The following is an 18,862-nucleotide window of genomic DNA, read 5'->3' on the forward strand; positions in this document are numbered from 1 at the left end:
TATCAATTAACTTATTAGAAACTACCTGTATTCACATTTTCCGGACGAGTAACTGGTTTAGTTAAACTTTCTCCTTCTGCATTCACTAAATCAGCTTCTCCATTAACAGTAACAGAAACACTTTCAATGCCTTCTTGCTCTGTCAATGACAGTACTAATGAATTTAATACTTCATCGGCTAGTACTTTTTCTTCTCCGTTTAGCCCACTAGAATATATGTTTTCGTTAAAGTTTAACGTAACTTTACCATCTTCTACTACTGGTTTATCTAACAGCTTCACATCGTTAGGTAATAAACTTGTTAATGCTGTTGCGCCTCCCATACCTGGGCCTTCTATTAATTCACCTACTGCGGCTGCCACATTATTTTCTTCTGCATTGCTAACACGCTTTGTTACTGGTACATAATAGTATGAATCTAAATCTCCGCCAATATAATAAACGGTTAACGGTTTAGTGTTTGTAATATCTGTAACATCATCCGTATTAACGTTAATGCCATCTGCTCTTGTTAAAGCACCTTGGATCGGGGTTTTATTAACTGGCATTTCTGTCAGCTCATGACCATTTAAAGAGAGCTTAACAGCATCAATTGAATCAAATTGTGTCAATGTCCACGTAATAGATTGTAAAATTTTCTCTTCATCTTTAGCCTCGTACTCTTTGAATTCATTTGAAAAATCGACTGTAGCCACTTTATCCTCATCTACATTAATACTAATTTTCGTATCTTGCGGAATTACTGCCTGAAAATCATTTGGCAGCATTTCAGAAACTTTTCCACCTTTAACTAAATATTCTAAGCTTTCTTTTGCAATCGAATTTGTTTTTGGCAGATTTAATGTTTGAGGAACGACATACCCATATTTATCCATTAAATATAATTCAATAGGCATTGCATCCTCTGTAGCAACTTCTCCCGCTGTTTCTTTGTCCGCATTTTCTTTCACTGCATCATCTTCATAGGATGTAGTTTGGGGTGGATCTACTTTTTCTTTATCTCCCAATAAGCTACAACCAGAGATCAACACAGATGATATTAAAACCGCAGAAACTATGGTCAATTTGTTATTCTTAGACATTCTTCATCACTCCTAAGACAGTTTGTACTAATATATATACGAGCCTATCTTTTTTTTAGACCGTCTTTAGAAGATTTTTTTTCAAAAAGGCTGTTTTCGTAAAGTTTTTTGCGATTACCCGCAGCCGGAATTCACTTCGCTTTCCGTGGGGCTCGCGCTGAGCCTCCTCACCTCGCCTCCGGGGTCTCAGACTGTCTCGCTAATCCCACAGGAGTCTACGTGTATTCCGGCTGCTCCATTTTTCCAACTAATTCTTTTTTTCGATAGAAAAACAACAATCCTTTAGAAAACAACCCACAAAAAAGACTGTCTCACTATTTCATCCACAAAAATGTCTCGATTAGAACTGATCTAGATATTTTTGTTAATGGAACATAAGACAGTCTTATTACTTATGACAATTTAATTGTTTCAACAGAATGTATTTCTTGATTTAGCCAGTTTGATGCTATTCTAGCAAAAATTTCTTTCGATCCAGTTGTATAAAAATGATGTTCTACTTGATTCTCTTCTGAAGCAAGTTGGTCATGATGGTTTAGAATGGTACTAACTTCTCTTGCCGTTTCTGCACCAGAACTAATCACTTTTACCTTTTCCCCTATCTCTTCTTGTATTACTTTTGCCAACAAAGGGTAATGGGTACAACCAAGTATTAGAGTATCTATCTCTTTATTCTTTAATGGCCAAAGCGTTTCTTTCACAATTTTCCTTGCGACTGGTCCATCATATTCGCCGCTCTCCACTAAAGGAACAAATTTCGGGCATGCTAAACTAACTGTTCTTACTCGATTATTAATCTTTTTTAATGCTTTTTCATACGCTCGACTTCGAACAGTACCAATTGTTCCAATCATGCCTATATAATTATTTTTTGTTACCTTAATTGCTGTTCGTGCCCCCGGAATAATTACTCCAATTACAGGAATAGATAGCTGCCCGCGAATTTCCTCTAATGCCACTGCAGTAGCAGTATTACAGGCAATCACAAGCATTTTAATATTTTTCTTCAACAAGAATCTAGTCATTTCCCAAGTGAATTTCTTCACTTCTTCTCCCGTTCTTGGTCCATATGGACATCTTGCCGTATCCCCTAAGTATACGATATTTTCAAAAGGAAGCTGGCGCATAATCTCCTTCGCAACCGTTAATCCACCAACTCCAGAATCTATAACCCCTATTGCTCTTTCCAAAAAACCGCCTCATTTTTCTCGCATTACTTGATGTAAACGCATGAAATTTTTCTTTAATTCCTCGATATCTCCGGTTGTATACTCATTTAATACTTCTTGAAGATAGTTTTGACGTTTTTTAATTACTTCGTCAATTAATCTTTTTCCTTCTTCTAGCATATGAATACGAACCACACGTCGATCATTCGGATCCTTCACTCTTTGAACTAAATGATTCTTTTCCATCCGATCAACTAAGTCGGTCGTTGTACTAAAGGCAAGGAACATTTTATTTGATAATTCCCCTATTGTCATATCGCCCTCTTCAAATAGCCATTGCAAGGCAACGAATTGAGGAGGAGTCATTGTATAATCGCTTAATATCTCTCTCCCTTTTTGTTTAATGATCCCCGATATGTATCGCATATCCTTTTCTATCGTAGCTATATTCTCCAAATATTCCTTTGCATTTTTCTCTTCAGTCATCATGATTACAACTCCCATATATAAATATACAAATATAATTAATTTCCGACAATTTTCTACGAATCAGTACCTTTAATTATAATCTACAATTCTTCCCTCGTAAATGTATAAGGCGAAAAGTTAATGGAGTATTAATTTAGATGTAAAATTTATGAACAAGAGCAGTTTTGACAATATTATTTACACATCCCTCATTTAGCCATGTATCCTCATTAAAAGAAGATGACCCATATAAGCGGCAAAGGAGTGGAATTTCCTCCCCGCTTATACGAGATCATCTTCTTTATTATAGCTCTAGTTCTCCCATTCTAAGGAGTTCTACAACAGCCTGTGAACGCCCCTTCACGCCCAGCTTCTGCATAGCATTTGAAATGCATACCTTTTGCATGCTAAAAACACACTACTGTATTTGTTCAAAAGTGTATTTAATATCTAGTGTTCCATCTTGGCTAACTTCCATTGAATCTAATAACTGCTGGAAAGCATAATGTAAGTCACTTTCTTCATTTTCCAGCTGCTTAAAAGCCTGTTTAATGGTCTCTATATTAATACTTGTATTATCTTCTTGCGACAATAGAAAAAGCTTATCATTTAATTTACCAATCTGCTTTTCCAGTTCATCTCTTTTCACTTTAAATTCCGCTTTAGATATCAGTCGATCATTTAAATAAAGATCCAGAACATCTTTTTTCTGTTCTTCTAACCGGTCTATTTTATTTCTAATGCCGCGGCTGTCCTCCAGCTGCTTCTTTTTATATTCTGTATCAAAGTTTAACCGAATGCTTTCTCCCTTTTCTGTTAAAAGTCTTAACATAAACTCCCTAAATTGTTCGTAACGAATCGGTTCATGATTTAAGCAGCCATGTTCACCATATCTTCTGTACTTGCTGCATTTTAAGTATTTCCATTCAATTCTGGAACCATCTTTTTTTCGTTTATAACTTTGCATAATCACCATATTAGAGCCACAATGAGCGCATTTTAATATATCTCTGAATTCATTCCATGGAGTAATTTTTGTTTTTTTACTTTTATAGTCTCTGTTATTAGCTTTTTCAAATTGAGTAGAAGTTATGATTGCTGGATGATGATCTTTAAAGATCAACCATTTTTCTTGAGGATTACGGATTTGCTTCTTTCTTCCACCAACTTTTACAGTTGTGTACTGATTAAGTATGAAGTTTCCATGATAGATAGGATTTTGAAGTATTCTCTGAACGGATGTAACCTGCCATTTATCCTTTTGTTTCGGTTTTAAGCCTAAATCATTTAACTCTTTTGTAATGCGCTTAAAACCCATTTATCGAAGTTATACCAATGGAATATTTGTCTTACTACTTTAGCTTCTTCTTCATTGATAACAAGTTTTTGGTTTGGACGATCATATCCAAAAGGAATCTTACCGATATGTTCGCCACGTCGCACTTTAGCTGCAAGAGCAGCAGAAATCGAGCTTGATAGAGTTCTAGAGTATTGAGCAGCAAACAAGCTCCATAATTCAAAAACCATGTCGTTCTTACCAACTTTAAAACTGTCAAAACCTTCTTCAATGGATATTACACGAACATTATGTGCTAGCAGTGTTTCTCTAATTTCTAAGCTATCTTTTAGATCCATGGCTAAACGTGAAATGGATTTAAAGATAATCATTTCTATTTCGCCTTTTTTCGTTTTATCTAATAATAATTGGATTGCTGGGCGATCTAAGAAGACTGTTCCAGATATTCCTTCGTCTTTAAAAACAGATTCTTCGTTCCATTCGTAGCCATTTCTTTCTAGCCAGTTACGGCATATATCGATTTGGTTTTCGACCGATGAGACTTGTTCGTCTCGGTCGGTGGATACACGGACGTAGACTGCGTATTTAGATTTGGGTTGCATAAGTTGTACCATCCTTTATTGAATATAAAATTATTCATCAACTGCACCATTAGAATATAAATCTTTCTCTACTTGTACCCATTTGATTAAATCCTTTCTTTCTGGGTAAGATTCTTCGTATTTTTTATTATTATTTAGTAATTCATGTCCTTTATTTGTTAACCGTGCTGGCTTAATTGAAAAATAATCGTCCAACCTTAATACTCTTTCTAAATATCCTTCATTTTCTAAAAATTTTATAAAATTCTCAAATTCTCTGGTTCTTAAACCATAATCTTTTTCTGTAGGTAAAAATTCCCCTCTATTTATCTCTCTTAAAATACTATAACCAACTCTCATAATATTCCTCCTAACTAGAAATCACTTAATTCACTATATTTTATCATTAATTGTAAATTTATAGAAATATCATTTACTAATCTACTAATTTAATGTTAATATTATCTAGAGAGCTCTCTGTATAATATTAACATTAATGGAGGTTATTATGAATAAAAAAATTCAGCAAATCTTTTTAGTAATAATATCTACAATTTTATTATGTTTTAGTTTACTTCCAATCAATACTTTTGCAGAAGAAAAGTCCCTCATCCAAGAAAACATATCTGTAAATACTACTCAATTGCAAATTAAAATTGCATCAATCGATGAAGAAACCTCGAAATTGATTATTGGGGAAGAAATCACAAGCCTATCACTAAACGGATATCTAGATAATTTAATTAAGTATAGTAATGACTCCAATGCTTCTTACACTTTAGAAGAAGTTGAGGATAACGATCTTATTAATTTATCAAATTATGATTCAACTTTTAAACCCAATTATGTAGTTACTTTGTAAGCCCCCATTCAAACAACGCATATAAACACGCAGCACCTTCTGGTACGATACATGTATGAATCAAAGGAGGTGCATGTCTTATGCCACAACAAAAATTAACGATTGTCCCCGTCACACTACACCCAGATACTAAACATTCTTTATCATCCACTTCTTCAAAAGATCCTTCAATAAGCATTTGCACGATCAAAACGGCAAACGCGGAAATATCCTTCTATGGCGGCGTAGGTGAGCACGTTATCCAAACCGTTATGAGGGAGTTGAAACATCTGTGAAATACGATTATACAAGTGTGAAAAATATCTACATCATTTGCGGAAAGACCGATATGCGAAAAGGCATAGACGGGCTTGCCACACTGATTCAAGATTCTTTCGAACTTGATCCATATGGCGATTCCATTTTCTTATTTTCAGGATGGAGTAAAGATCGCTACAAATGTCTGTATTTTGATGGCGATGGCTTCGCCATGCTTTATAAGCGTTTAGATAGTGGAAAACTTCAATGGCCAAAAGATGAAAATGAAGTACGTAATCTTTCACAACAGGAGCTCCGATGGTTACTTGAAGGGTTATCCATTCAGCAACCAAAAGCCATTCAACCATCACTAAAAGGCGCGTTCTAAAATCGTTCAAGTTGGTACTTTTATCTTTATTTCACTATTCAAACTGATTATAATAGGAGGAACGAAACTGAACGGAAAGTAGTGAATGTTGTGTCGAACGCTTCTTCTAATAACAAAAGTAAAGATGAGAAATTAATTCGACTGCTTGAAGAACAATTAGCTCATTCGAATCAACAAAATAAAAAGTTATCGAAAAAGTTGGATCAATCATTGAAACAGATTGAATCGTTGACGCAACAACTTCAACATTTAACAAAACTCTTATATGGCTCTAAAACAGAAAAATCCAAATACAATACGCCCGACGGGCAAGTGTCCTTATTTGAGGATGACCCGTCTTTTACTGATTCTGAGCACACAGAAGAACAAAGCCAACAGACGATTTCTTATACTGTTGTTCGAAACATCCAGAAGAAAAAGAGAAATGATTCATTGCGAGATGATGTAGAAATAGAAGCGATCCATCATCATCCAGACAATACCATCTGTGACTGTTGTCAACATCAAATGGTTGAAATCGGCGGAACGGTTGTCCGTGAAGAAGCTACATTTATTCCCGCAAAAATGATGAAAGTACAGCATATTGAACATGCCTACGAATGTAGGAACTGCAAAAGTGATGCATCACAATCCGCACAAATTAAGCGTGGAAAAGCACCACAGCCACCGATTCAACGTAGCATCGCAAGCCCTAGCGTGCTTGCGAAAGTCATCTATGATAAATTTGCGCAATACTTACCCCTTTACCGCCAGGTCAAGGAATGGTCACGTTATGGTCTAGATACGAATGATAAAAATCTTTCTAATTGGGTCATACATGCAGCACATGATTGGCTACTACCTATTTATGAACGAATGAAAGAGTTGATGATGTTTAAGTCTGTTCTACATGTCGACGAAACGTATTCCCAAATTATTCATCGTTCTGATGGGAAATCTGGTCAATCCAATGCCTATAACTGGGTATATCGAAGTGTGCCAAGCCAAGGTCCCTTGATTATTCTATTTCAAAGCTCTTTATCACGGGCTCGGTCCGTCCTTGAAAGTTTCACGGAGGGGTATTCCGGTACAATTATTTGTGATGGTTACTCTGCCTATGATAAGATTGGCGGAATTACCTTCGCAAATTGTTGGGCACATTATCCAAGAAGTTTGATTATCCCAGAAGAATTGAGAATTTCCGCATAATCACATTATTCCTTATCTTTTTTCTCGAATAATTATGATCCCTTTATGCAATGATGGAAATGTAACCATACACAATTGTATAGGAGGATTATCTTATGGAAAAAGAGAATCAGTCAGTCGAACAACTGACACATGGATTGTTAGAGGAGCTTCAATTAAAATGCTATGGAAAGGAAACACTGAACAATTACCGGCGAATATTAAAAAACCTTGCACTATATACGCAGCTAAATGAAATATCTACGTATTCTTCCGAAATCGGGAAAGCTTTTGTTGAGGATTACATTTCCACTCATGAAATAAGTGTTTCTTTTCAAAAGACAATTAGTACAGTAATAGGAAGATTAAGCGATTATTGTGATGGAAGGGAGTACTCACCCCAACGGAAAAAATCATCTGTTAAGTTGCCAGAAAACCATGCGGTTTTGCTTGAAGATTACCTGTCATTTTGTAAGCAGGATGGAAATCGGCCAGGAACCATTAAAGGAAAAAGAAAATTCTGTGGAGATTTTCTGATCTTTTTGATGACTTTAGGATGTAATGACATAAGATATATAAATTCCACACAGATATGTAAAGCCTGTTTGATGTTTCATAATAAGGACGCTTGGGCGGTTATCCGAATGTTCCTTAAATATCTTTACAAAGAAAACGTGATTGAATACGATTATGCCACCATTGTCCCCCATTATACAAGACCATTTATGGTCCCTGCTACATACTCGGAGGATGAAATCCTCAGGTTTGAAAATGCTATAGACCGGTCAAGTAAAATCGGAATACGTAATTATGCGATGCTACTTCTTGCGACTCGGCTTGGGATGCGTTCTGGAGATATCGCAGGCTTGACTTTTGATGAAATAGATTTTGAGGGCAATTCTATTCACATAGTTCAGGAAAAGACCCTACAACCGCAAGAATTACCACTGCTCCCGGAAATAAAAGAAGCTATTATGAATTACATGGAAAAAGCACGTCCGACAGTTAATGATGAATGTCGTATATTTCTCCGTCAGAATGCTCCTTATCAAGGAATAACCACTTCGGCTATTCGATTTGCAACTACACGATATTTTCGAAAAGCCGGCATTGACATTTCTGATAAAAAGCATGGTTTACATACATTCCGGTCATCTCTCGCTAGCTCCATGGTTAATGATCAAGTACCATATGATGTTGTACGTAAAGTGCTTGGACATACGGATCCAAACGCAATAAAGCATTATGCAAAAGTTGATATAGAACGTTTACGTGAATATGCAATAGCGGTACCAGCACCTTCCGGTGTGTTCGAAGCTTTTCTGAATGGAGGGCGAAGTTATGCAGGACTTTAAAAGCATCTTGCACATTGAGTTTGCCGATTTCTTATCAATGAGAGAAGCTGTACTAAGTGAAAGTGCCTATGCTCATGATTGCCATTATCTTACCACCTTCGATAGCTATTTGATAGATTGTAATCTTCAACATAAGGAAATTTCTGAGAGTGTCATAACCGAATGGGTTAAAAATTTATCAGGAAAAAGCAGTTCCATTGCCAATAAGGTTATTGTTATACGACTGTTTCTCCGGTATTTAAGCAGTATTGGAATTAGGGTTTTTATGCCTCCAATACCGAAGGTTACAGATGATTATGTTCCGTATATTTTTTCTGACGAGGAACTAAAAAGGATTTTTTTATTATCCGATAATATTACCCTTACAAAGAGCCAACCGAATCCTTATATCCAGCTTGAGTTTCCAATGATGCTCCGAATCATGTATGGCTGTGGGTTGCGCGTAGGGGAAACTCTAGCTTTGAAGATGAAGGATGTGGATCTCGATGGTGGAATCCTCATTCTAAAACAGACAAAAGGAGACAAGCAACGGCTAGTACCTATGCATCAGACTTTGACATCAATCTTGATTAGATACTGTTTAGCAATGGGGTTGATAGGAAAAGCCGAAGCATTACTGTTCCCCAGTGCAATACAGGAAGTACCGCTTTCTGTAAAAGCTGCCCGTAATAAACTCAATACCATACTGAAATATGCCGGCATATCGTTGAAAGGTAAAGCAAAACGGGAACGTGGACCATGCCTTCACTGCCTGAGGCATGTGTTTGCCTTTAAATCCTTTGCAGAAGCTGAAAAGTCAGGGCGTTCGATTGATGCTTCCGTTCCCTATTTATCCATATATCTAGGACATGACAACCTTAAAGAAACGGAGAGTTATCTGAAATTCAGCAGCGAATTATTTCCTGAAGCTATGGAACTGTTTGAGGATTACACACTGCAGGTTTTCCCGGAGGTGTCTTATGATGAATAAAGCATCTGATTTTTTAAGGCTCCTTGACGCCTTTATTACCACCTATCTTCCATGTTCCGTAGGTGCAAGTCCCAATACAGTTAAATCCTATAAATATGCATTCCGCCTGCTCATCGAATTCATGTACAAGGAAAAAGGAATCGAAGCTGACAAAATTACCTTTGAAAAACTTGATTATATAACATTAACAGAATTTTTTACATGGATTGAATCGGTACGTGGTTGCAGTGCATCTACTAAAAACCAGCGGTTGTCTGCAATAAACTCTTTTTCTGCCTATGCACAAAACCGGGATTTTGCTGCGGCTTCTGTTTTCAGGAATAGTGTGAATAAGATTCCTATGAAAAAAAGCCAGCATAAGCAAAGAGCGATTTTTACCCGTCAGGAAGTCACAATACTTTTAGCCCTTCCTAATGAAAACAGGGAAATTAGTCTCAGAGATAAAATCTTGCTAAGTCTTATGTATGCAAGCGGAGCGCGTGCACAAGAAATATGTGACCTTACGGTCGGAAATGTTCAGTTTCATCCAAAAGGCGCTACACTAAATATTACGGGGAAAGGCAGAAAGAGCCGCCGTATCGGTATTCCTATCGCCTGTGCCACCCCACTTAAGAAGTATATTGAGCACAGAAAAATCAGTGATAAACCTGAAAGGCATATATTTTCAAGCCAAACGCATGAGCAGATGTCGGTTTCCTGTATAGAGGGAATATTCAAAAAGTATATTACCGTTGCTAAAAAAGAAAAACCGTCCATGTTTCTTGCTGGTAGTTATCCACCTCATTCTATGAGACATACAACTGCCAGCCATATGCTTGAAGCCGGTGTTCCTCTGGTTGTGATAAAGAATTTTTTGGGACATGCATCTCTACAGTCGACTCAGATTTATGCGGATATTTCCCAAGACACGGTTAACAGGCATTTAAAAGAGTGGAATGAAAAATGGTTCCCTTCAAATATAGATGAAAGAAAAACTTCTCAAAGGTCAAATAGAATTCCAGATTTTCTGAATTGAAAACCGAAATGTGTATCAAATAATTATCTAAGAAAAAAGAGAAGAATTGCTGTATTTTAAGGACATACAGTAATTCTTCTCGGATAATCAAACTTCTTGGATAATGTGCCTTATCTAAGTTCTCGGATAAGGCTCATGTTCGTCGTTATTGGTTGAAAGCCGACAGTAAGAATGGCCAAGTTGGTGTGAAGTATTGTGATGAATTATATCGACTAGAAAGGAAATTTAAACATTTGTCTCCGAGCAAGCGCAGAAAAAAACGCCAAAAATACTCGAAGCCAATCGTTGACAAATTTCTTAACTGGATTGAAACATCACCATTCTACGGAAAAAATGCCCTCGCAAAGGCAGCTGAATATACGTTGAATCGAGCAAATGGGCTTAGAGCATTCTTGAACGATGGCCGCATTGAGATTGATAATAATCCAGCCGAAAACGCCATCCGCCCCAATGTCATTGGTCGAAAAAATTGGCTCTTTAGTGTTAGTGAAGCCGGTGCAAAAGCGAATGCCATCTGTTTGAGTATCGCAGAAACTGCAAAAAGTAATGGCATTGATTTCTATGAATATATAAAGAAACTTTTGACGGATCTACCGAATATCGGCATCCATCAAAATCCTGAAATTCTAGATCAATACATGCCTTGGTCTAAAATGATTCAAGCAACATGTAATAGAAGATAGATGAGGCCGTATTTTTGATAAAAAATCATAAAAATACGGCTATTTATCATGCGTACCATGAAGGTACGCTGTTTTTTATTTCGGGCTTACGTTACTTTAAGTTACTCAAATGATGTCGGAGAACTTGAATACAAAAAATACTATCTATCTACATCTACTTCTAAAACATCAACAGAACCGATTATTAGCCCTTTAGCTATAGACACAATATTTGATATTGCAAGTTTCTCTCTTTCTCTTAGCGAATATAATAAGAATAAAACCTTTTGGAATGGATTTTGGGTTGTAGCAGATGGTGCAGCAGTTGTATTTCCAGGTGTACCTGCAGTAAGTGGTGTAAAAAGAATGATAGAAGGTAGCACCTCTGTGCTTAAGCCTAGTCTTGCAAAAGGTGTAAGAAAATATAGTGCCCTACAAAATATATCTGCCCCAAGTAATTACAAAGGATCAGGATGGGAAAGACATCATATTTTCGAAAAGCGTTTTGCTAGTAAACTAGGTACTACTTCCGGAAAAATGTTAGCTATCTTTATACCAAAGTACAATTATCATTACCAAATAACACAAAGGATGAGTAAAAAAATCCCGTGGTATGAAGCACCTTTTAAAACTAAAACTCAAATAATACAAGCTCATATTGATGCTTATGGAGAATTATGGGCAGAAAGTGGTTTTGCAGATGAATATTGGGAATTTTTATATAAGTTTTCTAAATACAAACAATATGATTGATTAGTTGAATCGATTCTAATTGCGTTACAATCCTCTTTTTATAGGAGGATTGTAATATTATTTTCTAACCTTCTTCTCTGTTAATATTTCTATACAATGTGGCCTGAGATATTCCTGTTTCCCAACTATTTCAATTATTGAATATTAACTTGAATAATACATCTTTGAAGCTTATCTATGATGCCTTTCAAAAACTTTTAGTCTGCCTTCTTTTTCCCCCTAGAACAAGCTATTACCAATCCTGCCTTTTTCTGTTCACTAATAATTTCCCTTTCCAACACATTAACTCAGCATACTAGCCAATTTCCGAAAGAGAAACCACCCCATAGGTATGGATGTGTCAATCGAATCCTGGATGGAAACAAACTCCACTCCTTTCTTCTCAAAAAACTCATTAAGCTCAATCAAATGCTTTGTACTTCTGTTTATCTTATCTAATTTACAAATAACAATTTTATCTCGATTTTAATATAGTCATTAGCTCTGTCAACTCTAGTCGATTCTTTTTAGTTCCAGTAATCTTCTTCTCTTGATATATTCGCTCACAAGCATACTTCTATAAAGCATCTATCTGCATATTCAAATTTTGATCTATTGTTGAACCCTTGAATATCCAATATTCATCATATACTCCTTTCGAAAATGGTTAATTGTTTGTATTTAGATTATTTGAATTTGAGAATAGTTTTGATAAAAGAAAATCGGTTTTTCAAACCGATTTTTCATAAAAATATATTCTTTTCATAAACGTTCGTTTTTGATAAATATTACTTTTAAATTCTTATGTCGATAGAAGATGAACTTACCTCAACATCAATTAATGCATTTAATTTCCCTTTCACATCATCCAATTTCAAACTGACACATGTAAGGATATTTACTAAATGGCTATATTCATATACATCAATTTTTCTTTTCAAATAAAGACTCTTTAACTTTCTAAGTATCTGGTCATTATAAGAATTTAACGATCTAGTATCATCTATTAATCTCCCTGCTAATAAGGCGCTGCTATTATACTCCAACTGTTTCACCTGCATTTATGTGTACATATAAATTTGTTACTTTCTCCTTAACACCATTTAGCACATCGAATTTCAAATTATCTTTTGCTTTGTTTCTCTCACGGTCGTTTTCTATTTTATTTGTCATTTCAGCTTCTACTTTTTGACAAAAAGCTTGTAAGAAGGAGTAAAGCAAGTCAATTTCTTCCTCATTAAGCAGAAAAGGATATTCTGTATTTTCATCTAGATATTCTAGTTGATCTTTCAATGTAGTTTTAACTTCGTCATATACTTTCATAAGTCTTTTACCTTCTAAATAACCGTAATTTCGTTTCAAGACACTTTTTATACTCTTTCTCATTACGTGCAAATGAACGGTTAATACTTCTGTTTCTGGACCTGTTAATGTAAGTTTCATCTATTTCACCTCAATTATTTTTTTGAATATATGCTGCTGTTGCAAGGACTTCATTTACATACCATTCCGCATGATTATAATGCCATATGGCTTTTCTTTGATTAACACTAAAGTTATTTGCAGCTAGATAATTGGCTGCTGAAAAAATAGCATCTTGTAGATTCCAAGGATCTTTTTTACCGTCTCCGTTTCCATCCACTCCATATGCTTCAAATGTTGATTGAATGAACTGCATATGACCAATTGCTCCAGCACTACTTGTCATGGTCACATGAGTAGAAAAGCTTGTCTCAATATAATGAATCGCTGCTATTACTGTCCAATCAATTCCATATCTATTGGCGGCTGCTTGATATATTGGCACATAGTTTTCTGGAATGTCTTTCACACTCAATATTTTTGAATTTTCGGAATTTAAAATTTCCCTATCTCTAGTTATATGGTCAATAGCTTTTTTATAAGCATTTTCCTTTACTATTAGTTTGCTATATTTTTGTGAAAGCTGCTGATTAGTTTGATCCTTATTCCATTCTGTTTTTAGTTGCTGTCTTTCTGATTCAGTTTGCTGTAGTTTGTTCTGTAATTCTGGAAGACTTGCTGCTTTTACTTCTCCCAAGCTATTAAAAGAAAATAACAAAATACTCATGATAAAAACAAATAGTTTTCTCATCCTGTACTCTCATTCATTTCTTCTAAATAAGTGTTTAGCTTTGTTTCTTCTTTTGAGGTTAATTCATCCACTTTTACAAGGAAATAAGATTTTCTTCCAATCTTTATTTTTCTATCATGACCTAGGGTTTTCGCTCTTTTCCAATGAATACATGACCACGGCAACAGGATATATCCTTGTCTTTTCGCTAGAGTCTCTGCTACTTGCAACGATTGATAAAAAGAGAACTGCTGCATTTTACGTGCGTAAGCAACTATATTTAAAGAATTTGGGTACAGATATAACAATCCTCGTGGATCTTCTTTTTTATAATCTGGTGGAATTAATGAAAAGGTGTCAAATTGAATTTTCATATAATCAGCTTCCTTTCTTTCCCTCGAGCTTTATCATGAATATCTTCTAACTCTGCAAAGAATTTTTCTCCTTCCCTTTCATTCTGGGGAACCGGAAAGTATTGAACCATATTCTCTGTATCATACAATCGACATGCCATAATCTTTTTCGCCTTCCACATAGGAAGAAATTGCTTCATCATAAATTCACCTGTTTGAAAGTCTTGAAAGTGATAAGAAAAGCCTTTATCTCCTATTTTTCTAGCAGTTATTAAAACTTCTGCAATCTGTCTAACCCTTGAATCCACAAAGTTAATGGAAGGAGTGCAGTAAAATTGAACTGACTTCATTTTCCTAGTTAACATGAGTACATCTGTTAAAATTCCTTGCCCATACTTTGTCCATTTTCGATTAGAAAAGACAAGATAGGCTTCATCCCATACACAAATGCTACCTTGCGCTTTAGCCACTTCATACCAGTCAGTAAAGTGTGTCATTGGTCTGCTATCAAATAGATCATAATTGGAGAATAACTCCACATGACCACCGTTTCTTTCTGTTTTTAACTTCCACCAATGAGCTAGAGTAGAAGCTAAAAATGTTTTCCCTGATCCTAATGGTCCTTGTATCACAAAATGATGTGCCATTACTTCTTAATCGCTCCTTTCTCTGCCATGATAATTGGTTTTGGTGGTTTCGGTATTAATGCTTCTATTGCATCTAAATAGTAGTCTGGAGAAGCAACATGTATTTTTCCTTCCATGATAAATTCTATGACCTTTTTATATGGATTTCCTTCTGGATGAAGAAACTTGTTTTCTCCCATCGATTTTAAAAGTAGTAGTGCTTTTATTTGTGGCTCTCGTAAATTTTGTGCTGTACTTTTCATTTCTTCTAAAACTTGTTTTACGTCTGAAATGTGTTGCACTTGTGGAAATAAATCATCCGATATAGCTGATTGCAATTTCTCTGCGTTGCTCTGTTGCATTTAGTGACCAACTCCCCATAAAAATAAATTTCATTTCGTTCTAGAGCGTTTCTCCGACACTCTTTTTTTCTATCAATTGGATAACGTCATTTAGAATAGCTGAAATATTTTCTACTAATGGATGATCAAACACAAAGTCATGATTTACTAACTCATTGGCAGCATGTACTATTCCTTTTAACTCATAAATTTTCCGAATAATTTCTTCACTCATTTTCATACCCCCTAAAACATTAACCCGATGATCGATAACACTAACGCTCCAAACAAAAGACCTTTTGTCCAATCCATGCTAGATGGTGGTAAAGGTGGGCGGTACGCTGTGATCTGTTCCAGAACCATGCTGCGCTCTAAATCTGCTAATCTTTTGGTTTCTAAAATAGATTGAGTAGGAGCGTTATAGAAATAGTTTCTTCCGTCTAACCCTGTTGTTACCACACAATCCAACAACGGTATTTTATATTTCCCTGCTACAATCACACTTTCATGATCAATGTGAGTAACTGTGCTAATATCTGACGTTTTCTGTTCATCATCAAAAACAATTAAAATATCTCTTGTTTCAAATAAATATTCATCATCGTCTTTCTTTTTATTAAATAAACTCATCTGGCTGCTACTCCTTTTCTTCTTCCTTGTTTATTGTTTGAACGTTTCACTACTTTCCAACCCATAAAGGCAACTGTCGCAACTCCTAACGCTGTTCCTGCTCCAACAAAATACATATACATGAAAGCTTCTACCACCACTTAACCCCCTCTTTAACCGAATAGTACATTCTCATAACTGATCTAAAAATTAATAATCCCCCTAGAAAAACAGTAGAGATTAAAATAGATGAAATAACTAATTGCCAAGAAGTCGGCAAATCTCCAAACACTGCAAAATATTGACCTATATTAATTCCTTGTGCTGTTACTAAATTAATACTATCTAGCCTTTCGATTGCTAAATCTAAGAAGGTAATAGGTGGCTGAAATATCTTGTCTAGGAAACTTCTAAATAATTCTTTCATTTCCATTTAATCGCCACCTACCCTTATGGAACTAATTAGTTTAATAGCTGAAATGGCTGTGATAAACCATAAACAAAACAGAATAATATAAGCAATAGAATCTAACTGCAAAGCATTTAAACCATTGAATAACCTTCCTAATATTACACTATATCCATTTCCGCTGCCTGATCTTGGTGTATAGTTTAAACTTGCTAATGTTCTTCCAAATCCAACAACTAAAGACCAAAGTAATTTAGCTGCATTAAATATTACTAAGAACAACTTGACCGCTAATACTCCCACCATATAGAGCAAGTAAATAAAAGCGTCTATTAATGCATAAATAAATTCAAATATAGTAGTCAGTATTTCTACAACATTTTCAAATACTTGAGTAATAAATTCCGCTAACCATAAAATTACGCTCCAGATTAGATCAAACAATTTCCCAAAAGCATCGCCTATGATCCCCATTAATACCTACGCCTTCCCTCGTTGGTGGTTAAGGCACGATTAATCAACTCTATTAGATGGTCGGAAAAAATCACAACCATTAGAATAAAAAGAATAGGAGATAAATAGAGTAAATTCCCTTTAAAGACTATTTCGATAATCCCCTGCATAAGTTCAATTGACATCTAACTACCTCCCTTTTCTTATTTCTCTTGGCATTCTAGGTTCTCTTACAGTTTGCCTTATTTCTCTTTCTCGTCTTGGCTCATTGCTAACCCTACTTATTCTCGGCTCTTTTATGGTTCGTTCTTTACGAATTTTAGGCTGTCTGAATGCACGTTCTCGTACCCTTATTTCTCTACTATCTTTACTATCTACAGTAGTATCTTTTAGTTCTATACGACTTTTATCTTTTTCAAGCTTTTCTTTTTCCATACGTTCTCTTTTTAAGAGCGACCTATCTTTTCTTTCTGATCGATCGGATTGTGTCCTTCTTTCCGTTTCTATCTTTTCCTTGCCTTTTTTTCCTTTAAAAGCATTTATTATCAATCTTCTTAACTTAGGTACAAGCAAGAAAGATAATGCTAATAGTACAAATGGTGCTATTATCCAAAGTGATTGTGAACCTGCGTTAACCAATTCCTTATAATCAAATGGCAGCTGTACATTGTCTATAGTAGATGGTGGCTTGGTTTTCTTTCCTTCTTTTCCACTTTCAGAAATAGGAATGGCTGATACATCGGGATCACCAATAGCTGTATATTTCATATCTGCCTTCGGAATAATTATTTCTTTATTAGTAGCGTCAACTGTTGCATATTCTTGTCCACCTACAAGTATTCTTACTGTTCCTTCTGTAGGTTCATTCCAAGTGAATTTATAATCACCTGTTTCCGTTTCTTCCAAGTTTCCTTCGGTCAAAACCGGTGGCGGTTCTTCTAGTGTAGTGACTTCAATATCGGTATAACCTGTCTCCTGTCCGCTCGTGTCTGTTATGGAAAGCGTATATTCGTAGGTTGTTTCTGGCTCTACTGTTAAGTCATTGAAATATGTTCCATTTGTTTCAAATATTTTTGTTTCGGCTGCTTTTACTGATTCACCAAAAAAGAATCTTAGTAGCGCTGTTTGTTCTTGAACTGTATCCCTGTATATATTTACGTGTTTTAATTTTTCGTTGTTTGGCAATTTCCAAGATAGATCAACTCGTTTAACGTCTGGTTCTGCTGTTACTTCTTTTAATATTAAAGGTTCTGGTGTTTTAATATTTGGATCGTTCCTTCTGTCTCAATATCACCACTATAAAGAGCTGTAATTTTGTAATTGTATGAGGAGTTGAGTTGAATACTATTATCTAAAAAAACTTCTGTTTCTTTATTCAAGGTAGTTAATAAAGTTCCATTACGATAAATTTTTATCCCTGCAAAATGAAAGTTGTTAGTAGGATTTTTCCAAGTTATCTTCACCCCTTCATTCTCATTAACTAAATTTAAGTTTGTTACTTCCTCCTTTACAACTGGGGAAAGTTTTCCTAAAACATCAAATTCATTAATGTTTATATTCGTTGATGAATAATTACTTATCGCAACATATTTAACCTTTTTATATTCGGTAATAGTAACCTTTGAATCTAAGGTTAAAGGTTCGTTTATATAACCTAGATAATTTTTTTGATAGTCAAAAAAGTGCATTCTTAACTGATTGCCAGAAGCGCGAACATAATAAGAGTTAATATCCATGATATTTTCAAACTCAAAAAACAAATGGTCTTTAACAGAATCCAAACTAGAACCACCAGATAGAGTATAAAAAGTGGAATTATTACCATCAGTCACATCATTTGTAGTATCTAAAATTAAATTGATATTCGGACCTACTTTTATATTCTTACCGTCTAATAAACCTCCACTAGCTGCATAAACATTAGTAATTGGCACTAACATAAAAACCAATCCAAAAATTAAAGCTATTTTTTTCAAACGATCACCTTCTCTTTA

The 18,862-nt window shown here is 35.2% G+C and carries 30 protein-coding genes and 1 pseudogene; 8 read left to right on the forward strand and 23 right to left on the reverse strand.

Annotation, left to right across the window (positions count from 1 at the left end):
• Window positions 1-14 precede the first annotated feature (14 nt).
• The 7 genes and pseudogenes from NKG37_RS24605 to NKG37_RS24630 form a co-directional block, all read right to left on the reverse strand.
• Window positions 15-1,082, reverse strand: a complete 1,068-nt coding sequence (locus NKG37_RS24605) for a GerMN domain-containing protein (protein WP_101730700.1) — start codon at window positions 1,080-1,082, stop codon at window positions 15-17.
• A 392-nt stretch (window positions 1,083-1,474) separates the two neighbouring features.
• The gene (gene racE / locus NKG37_RS24610; protein WP_101730699.1) at window positions 1,475-2,272 is read right to left on the reverse strand and encodes a glutamate racemase; all 798 of its coding nucleotides are present in this window, start codon (window positions 2,270-2,272) and stop codon (window positions 1,475-1,477) included.
• Window positions 2,273-2,281: 9 nt separating this feature from the next.
• Window positions 2,282-2,740: a MarR family winged helix-turn-helix transcriptional regulator gene (locus NKG37_RS24615; protein ID WP_016201767.1), complete on the reverse strand. Its 459-nt coding sequence runs from the start codon at window positions 2,738-2,740 to the stop codon at window positions 2,282-2,284.
• A 283-nt stretch (window positions 2,741-3,023) separates the two neighbouring features.
• A pseudogene (gene gerE / locus NKG37_RS24620) lies at window positions 3,024-3,110 on the reverse strand (spore germination transcription factor GerE); the annotation flags it as partial.
• Window positions 3,111-3,137: 27 nt separating this feature from the next.
• On the reverse strand, window positions 3,138-4,037 hold the full coding sequence (locus NKG37_RS26430) for a recombinase family protein (protein WP_318010491.1): 900 nt from the start codon (window positions 4,035-4,037) through the stop codon (window positions 3,138-3,140).
• Window positions 4,007-4,618, reverse strand: a complete 612-nt coding sequence (locus tag NKG37_RS26435) for a recombinase family protein (protein ID WP_367976246.1) — start codon at window positions 4,616-4,618, stop codon at window positions 4,007-4,009. The genes NKG37_RS26430 and NKG37_RS26435 overlap by 31 nt, the downstream gene beginning before the upstream one ends.
• Before the next feature lie 30 nt (window positions 4,619-4,648).
• A complete protein-coding gene (locus NKG37_RS24630; RefSeq protein ID WP_101730697.1) occupies window positions 4,649-4,957 on the reverse strand; it encodes a hypothetical protein in 309 nt (102 codons plus the stop codon).
• Between the two features lie 148 nt (window positions 4,958-5,105).
• On the opposite strand from NKG37_RS24630, the gene NKG37_RS24635 reads away from it, so the two are divergent.
• Window positions 5,106-5,459 carry a hypothetical protein gene (locus NKG37_RS24635; protein ID WP_254415488.1) on the forward strand — a complete coding sequence of 118 codons (354 nt, stop codon included), beginning with the start codon at window positions 5,106-5,108 and terminating at the stop codon, window positions 5,457-5,459.
• On the opposite strand, the gene NKG37_RS24640 is transcribed toward NKG37_RS24635, so the two are convergent.
• Window positions 5,449-5,649 carry a hypothetical protein gene (locus NKG37_RS24640; protein ID WP_254415489.1) on the reverse strand — a complete coding sequence of 67 codons (201 nt, stop codon included), beginning with the start codon at window positions 5,647-5,649 and terminating at the stop codon, window positions 5,449-5,451. The two genes, NKG37_RS24635 and NKG37_RS24640, sit on opposite strands and share 11 nt — an antisense overlap.
• Window positions 5,650-5,730: 81 nt before the next feature.
• Between NKG37_RS24640 and tnpB the strand changes: the two genes are divergently transcribed.
• From tnpB to NKG37_RS24675, 7 genes are all read left to right on the forward strand, one after another.
• Window positions 5,731-6,084: an IS66 family insertion sequence element accessory protein TnpB gene (gene tnpB / locus NKG37_RS24645; protein ID WP_139367959.1), complete on the forward strand. Its 354-nt coding sequence runs from the start codon at window positions 5,731-5,733 to the stop codon at window positions 6,082-6,084.
• Between the two features lie 81 nt (window positions 6,085-6,165).
• A complete protein-coding gene (locus tag NKG37_RS24650) occupies window positions 6,166-7,272 on the forward strand; it encodes an IS66 family transposase (RefSeq protein WP_254415490.1) in 1,107 nt (368 codons plus the stop codon).
• A gap of 95 nt (window positions 7,273-7,367) precedes the next feature.
• Window positions 7,368-8,606: a tyrosine-type recombinase/integrase gene (locus tag NKG37_RS24655; protein WP_016203141.1), complete on the forward strand. Its 1,239-nt coding sequence runs from the start codon at window positions 7,368-7,370 to the stop codon at window positions 8,604-8,606.
• On the forward strand, window positions 8,593-9,576 hold the full coding sequence (locus NKG37_RS24660; RefSeq protein ID WP_254415103.1) for a tyrosine-type recombinase/integrase: 984 nt from the start codon (window positions 8,593-8,595) through the stop codon (window positions 9,574-9,576). Before NKG37_RS24655 ends, NKG37_RS24660 begins: the two co-directional genes overlap by 14 nt.
• Window positions 9,566-10,591: a tyrosine-type recombinase/integrase gene (locus NKG37_RS24665; protein ID WP_198013198.1), complete on the forward strand. Its 1,026-nt coding sequence runs from the start codon at window positions 9,566-9,568 to the stop codon at window positions 10,589-10,591. Before NKG37_RS24660 ends, NKG37_RS24665 begins: the two co-directional genes overlap by 11 nt.
• A 152-nt stretch (window positions 10,592-10,743) precedes the next feature.
• Window positions 10,744-11,274 carry an IS66 family transposase gene (locus NKG37_RS24670; RefSeq protein ID WP_254415491.1) on the forward strand — a complete coding sequence of 177 codons (531 nt, stop codon included), beginning with the start codon at window positions 10,744-10,746 and terminating at the stop codon, window positions 11,272-11,274.
• 48 nt (window positions 11,275-11,322) lie between these two features.
• Complete coding sequence (locus NKG37_RS24675) at window positions 11,323-12,006, forward strand: hypothetical protein (RefSeq protein WP_254415492.1); 684 nt, start codon at window positions 11,323-11,325, stop codon at window positions 12,004-12,006.
• 282 nt (window positions 12,007-12,288) lie between these two features.
• On the opposite strand, the gene NKG37_RS26440 is transcribed toward NKG37_RS24675, so the two are convergent.
• From NKG37_RS26440 to NKG37_RS24750, 15 genes are all read right to left on the reverse strand, one after another.
• Window positions 12,289-12,414: a hypothetical protein gene (locus NKG37_RS26440; RefSeq protein WP_318010500.1), complete on the reverse strand. Its 126-nt coding sequence runs from the start codon at window positions 12,412-12,414 to the stop codon at window positions 12,289-12,291.
• A gap of 365 nt (window positions 12,415-12,779) precedes the next feature.
• The gene (locus NKG37_RS24685) at window positions 12,780-13,031 is read right to left on the reverse strand and encodes a hypothetical protein (RefSeq protein WP_101730695.1); all 252 of its coding nucleotides are present in this window, start codon (window positions 13,029-13,031) and stop codon (window positions 12,780-12,782) included.
• Window positions 13,021-13,428, reverse strand: coding sequence for a hypothetical protein (locus NKG37_RS24690; protein ID WP_101730694.1), 408 nt, complete (start codon window positions 13,426-13,428; stop codon window positions 13,021-13,023). The genes NKG37_RS24685 and NKG37_RS24690 overlap by 11 nt, the downstream gene beginning before the upstream one ends.
• 10 nt (window positions 13,429-13,438) lie before the next feature.
• Window positions 13,439-14,098 (reverse strand): lytic transglycosylase domain-containing protein, encoded by a 660-nt coding sequence (locus tag NKG37_RS24695; RefSeq protein ID WP_224427762.1) that lies wholly within the window; start codon window positions 14,096-14,098, stop codon window positions 13,439-13,441.
• Window positions 14,095-14,451: a hypothetical protein gene (locus NKG37_RS24700; RefSeq protein ID WP_101730693.1), complete on the reverse strand. Its 357-nt coding sequence runs from the start codon at window positions 14,449-14,451 to the stop codon at window positions 14,095-14,097. The genes NKG37_RS24695 and NKG37_RS24700 overlap by 4 nt, the downstream gene beginning before the upstream one ends.
• Window positions 14,448-15,077, reverse strand: coding sequence for a zonular occludens toxin domain-containing protein (locus tag NKG37_RS24705; RefSeq protein WP_101730692.1), 630 nt, complete (start codon window positions 15,075-15,077; stop codon window positions 14,448-14,450). The genes NKG37_RS24700 and NKG37_RS24705 overlap by 4 nt, the downstream gene beginning before the upstream one ends.
• Window positions 15,077-15,418: a hypothetical protein gene (locus tag NKG37_RS24710; protein WP_101730691.1), complete on the reverse strand. Its 342-nt coding sequence runs from the start codon at window positions 15,416-15,418 to the stop codon at window positions 15,077-15,079. Before NKG37_RS24710 ends, NKG37_RS24705 begins: the two co-directional genes overlap by 1 nt.
• 40 nt (window positions 15,419-15,458) lie before the next feature.
• Window positions 15,459-15,632 carry a hypothetical protein gene (locus tag NKG37_RS24715; RefSeq protein WP_224427763.1) on the reverse strand — a complete coding sequence of 58 codons (174 nt, stop codon included), beginning with the start codon at window positions 15,630-15,632 and terminating at the stop codon, window positions 15,459-15,461.
• Between the two features lie 11 nt (window positions 15,633-15,643).
• Window positions 15,644-16,027 (reverse strand): hypothetical protein, encoded by a 384-nt coding sequence (locus NKG37_RS24720; protein ID WP_101730690.1) that lies wholly within the window; start codon window positions 16,025-16,027, stop codon window positions 15,644-15,646.
• Window positions 16,024-16,164, reverse strand: a complete 141-nt coding sequence (locus NKG37_RS24725; protein ID WP_224427769.1) for a hypothetical protein — start codon at window positions 16,162-16,164, stop codon at window positions 16,024-16,026. The genes NKG37_RS24720 and NKG37_RS24725 overlap by 4 nt, the downstream gene beginning before the upstream one ends.
• On the reverse strand, window positions 16,158-16,439 hold the full coding sequence (locus NKG37_RS24730; protein WP_101730689.1) for a hypothetical protein: 282 nt from the start codon (window positions 16,437-16,439) through the stop codon (window positions 16,158-16,160). The genes NKG37_RS24725 and NKG37_RS24730 overlap by 7 nt, the downstream gene beginning before the upstream one ends.
• Window positions 16,440-16,859 (reverse strand): hypothetical protein, encoded by a 420-nt coding sequence (locus NKG37_RS24735; protein WP_367976253.1) that lies wholly within the window; start codon window positions 16,857-16,859, stop codon window positions 16,440-16,442.
• A 29-nt stretch (window positions 16,860-16,888) separates the two neighbouring features.
• Window positions 16,889-17,053 (reverse strand): hypothetical protein, encoded by a 165-nt coding sequence (locus NKG37_RS24740; RefSeq protein ID WP_224427764.1) that lies wholly within the window; start codon window positions 17,051-17,053, stop codon window positions 16,889-16,891.
• Between the two features lie 4 nt (window positions 17,054-17,057).
• Entirely contained in the window at window positions 17,058-18,053 is a 996-nt protein-coding gene (locus NKG37_RS24745) for a hypothetical protein (RefSeq protein WP_254415493.1), read from the reverse strand.
• 56 nt (window positions 18,054-18,109) lie between these two features.
• The gene (locus NKG37_RS24750) at window positions 18,110-18,844 is read right to left on the reverse strand and encodes a hypothetical protein (RefSeq protein WP_254415494.1); all 735 of its coding nucleotides are present in this window, start codon (window positions 18,842-18,844) and stop codon (window positions 18,110-18,112) included.
• Between the last annotated feature and the right edge of the window lie 18 nt (window positions 18,845-18,862).

Origin of the sequence: Niallia sp. RD1 (assembly GCF_024219955.1) — a bacterium.
GTDB lineage: Bacteria > Bacillota > Bacilli > Bacillales > Cytobacillaceae > Niallia > Niallia alba.

Bases quoted from the DNA above. Each gene is read 5' to 3' on its own strand.
- NKG37_RS26430 (WP_318010491.1), bottom strand. From the start codon at position 4,037: ATGGGTTTTAAGCGCATTACAAAAGAGTTAAATGATTTAGGCTTAAAA.
- NKG37_RS24715 (WP_224427763.1), bottom strand. From the start codon at position 15,632: ATGAGTGAAGAAATTATTCGGAAAATTTATGAGTTAAAAGGAATAGTA.
- NKG37_RS24655 (WP_016203141.1), top strand. From the start codon at position 7,368: ATGGAAAAAGAGAATCAGTCAGTCGAACAACTGACACATGGATTGTTA.
- NKG37_RS24665 (WP_198013198.1), top strand. From the start codon at position 9,566: ATGATGAATAAAGCATCTGATTTTTTAAGGCTCCTTGACGCCTTTATT.
- NKG37_RS24675 (WP_254415492.1), top strand. From the start codon at position 11,323: ATGCGTACCATGAAGGTACGCTGTTTTTTATTTCGGGCTTACGTTACT.
- NKG37_RS24705 (WP_101730692.1), bottom strand. From the start codon at position 15,077: ATGGCACATCATTTTGTGATACAAGGACCATTAGGATCAGGGAAAACA.
- NKG37_RS24695 (WP_224427762.1), bottom strand. From the start codon at position 14,098: ATGAGAAAACTATTTGTTTTTATCATGAGTATTTTGTTATTTTCTTTT.
- NKG37_RS24720 (WP_101730690.1), bottom strand. From the start codon at position 16,027: ATGAGTTTATTTAATAAAAAGAAAGACGATGATGAATATTTATTTGAA.
- NKG37_RS24615 (WP_016201767.1), bottom strand. From the start codon at position 2,740: ATGATGACTGAAGAGAAAAATGCAAAGGAATATTTGGAGAATATAGCT.
- NKG37_RS24630 (WP_101730697.1), bottom strand. From the start codon at position 4,957: ATGAGAGTTGGTTATAGTATTTTAAGAGAGATAAATAGAGGGGAATTT.
- NKG37_RS24690 (WP_101730694.1), bottom strand. From the start codon at position 13,428: ATGAAACTTACATTAACAGGTCCAGAAACAGAAGTATTAACCGTTCAT.
- NKG37_RS24740 (WP_224427764.1), bottom strand. From the start codon at position 17,053: ATGTCAATTGAACTTATGCAGGGGATTATCGAAATAGTCTTTAAAGGG.
- NKG37_RS26435 (WP_367976246.1), bottom strand. From the start codon at position 4,618: ATGCAACCCAAATCTAAATACGCAGTCTACGTCCGTGTATCCACCGAC.
- NKG37_RS24660 (WP_254415103.1), top strand. From the start codon at position 8,593: ATGCAGGACTTTAAAAGCATCTTGCACATTGAGTTTGCCGATTTCTTA.
- NKG37_RS24730 (WP_101730689.1), bottom strand. From the start codon at position 16,439: ATGGAAATGAAAGAATTATTTAGAAGTTTCCTAGACAAGATATTTCAG.
- NKG37_RS24605 (WP_101730700.1), bottom strand. From the start codon at position 1,082: ATGTCTAAGAATAACAAATTGACCATAGTTTCTGCGGTTTTAATATCA.
- NKG37_RS24635 (WP_254415488.1), top strand. From the start codon at position 5,106: ATGAATAAAAAAATTCAGCAAATCTTTTTAGTAATAATATCTACAATT.
- NKG37_RS24710 (WP_101730691.1), bottom strand. From the start codon at position 15,418: ATGCAACAGAGCAACGCAGAGAAATTGCAATCAGCTATATCGGATGAT.
- NKG37_RS24700 (WP_101730693.1), bottom strand. From the start codon at position 14,451: ATGAAAATTCAATTTGACACCTTTTCATTAATTCCACCAGATTATAAA.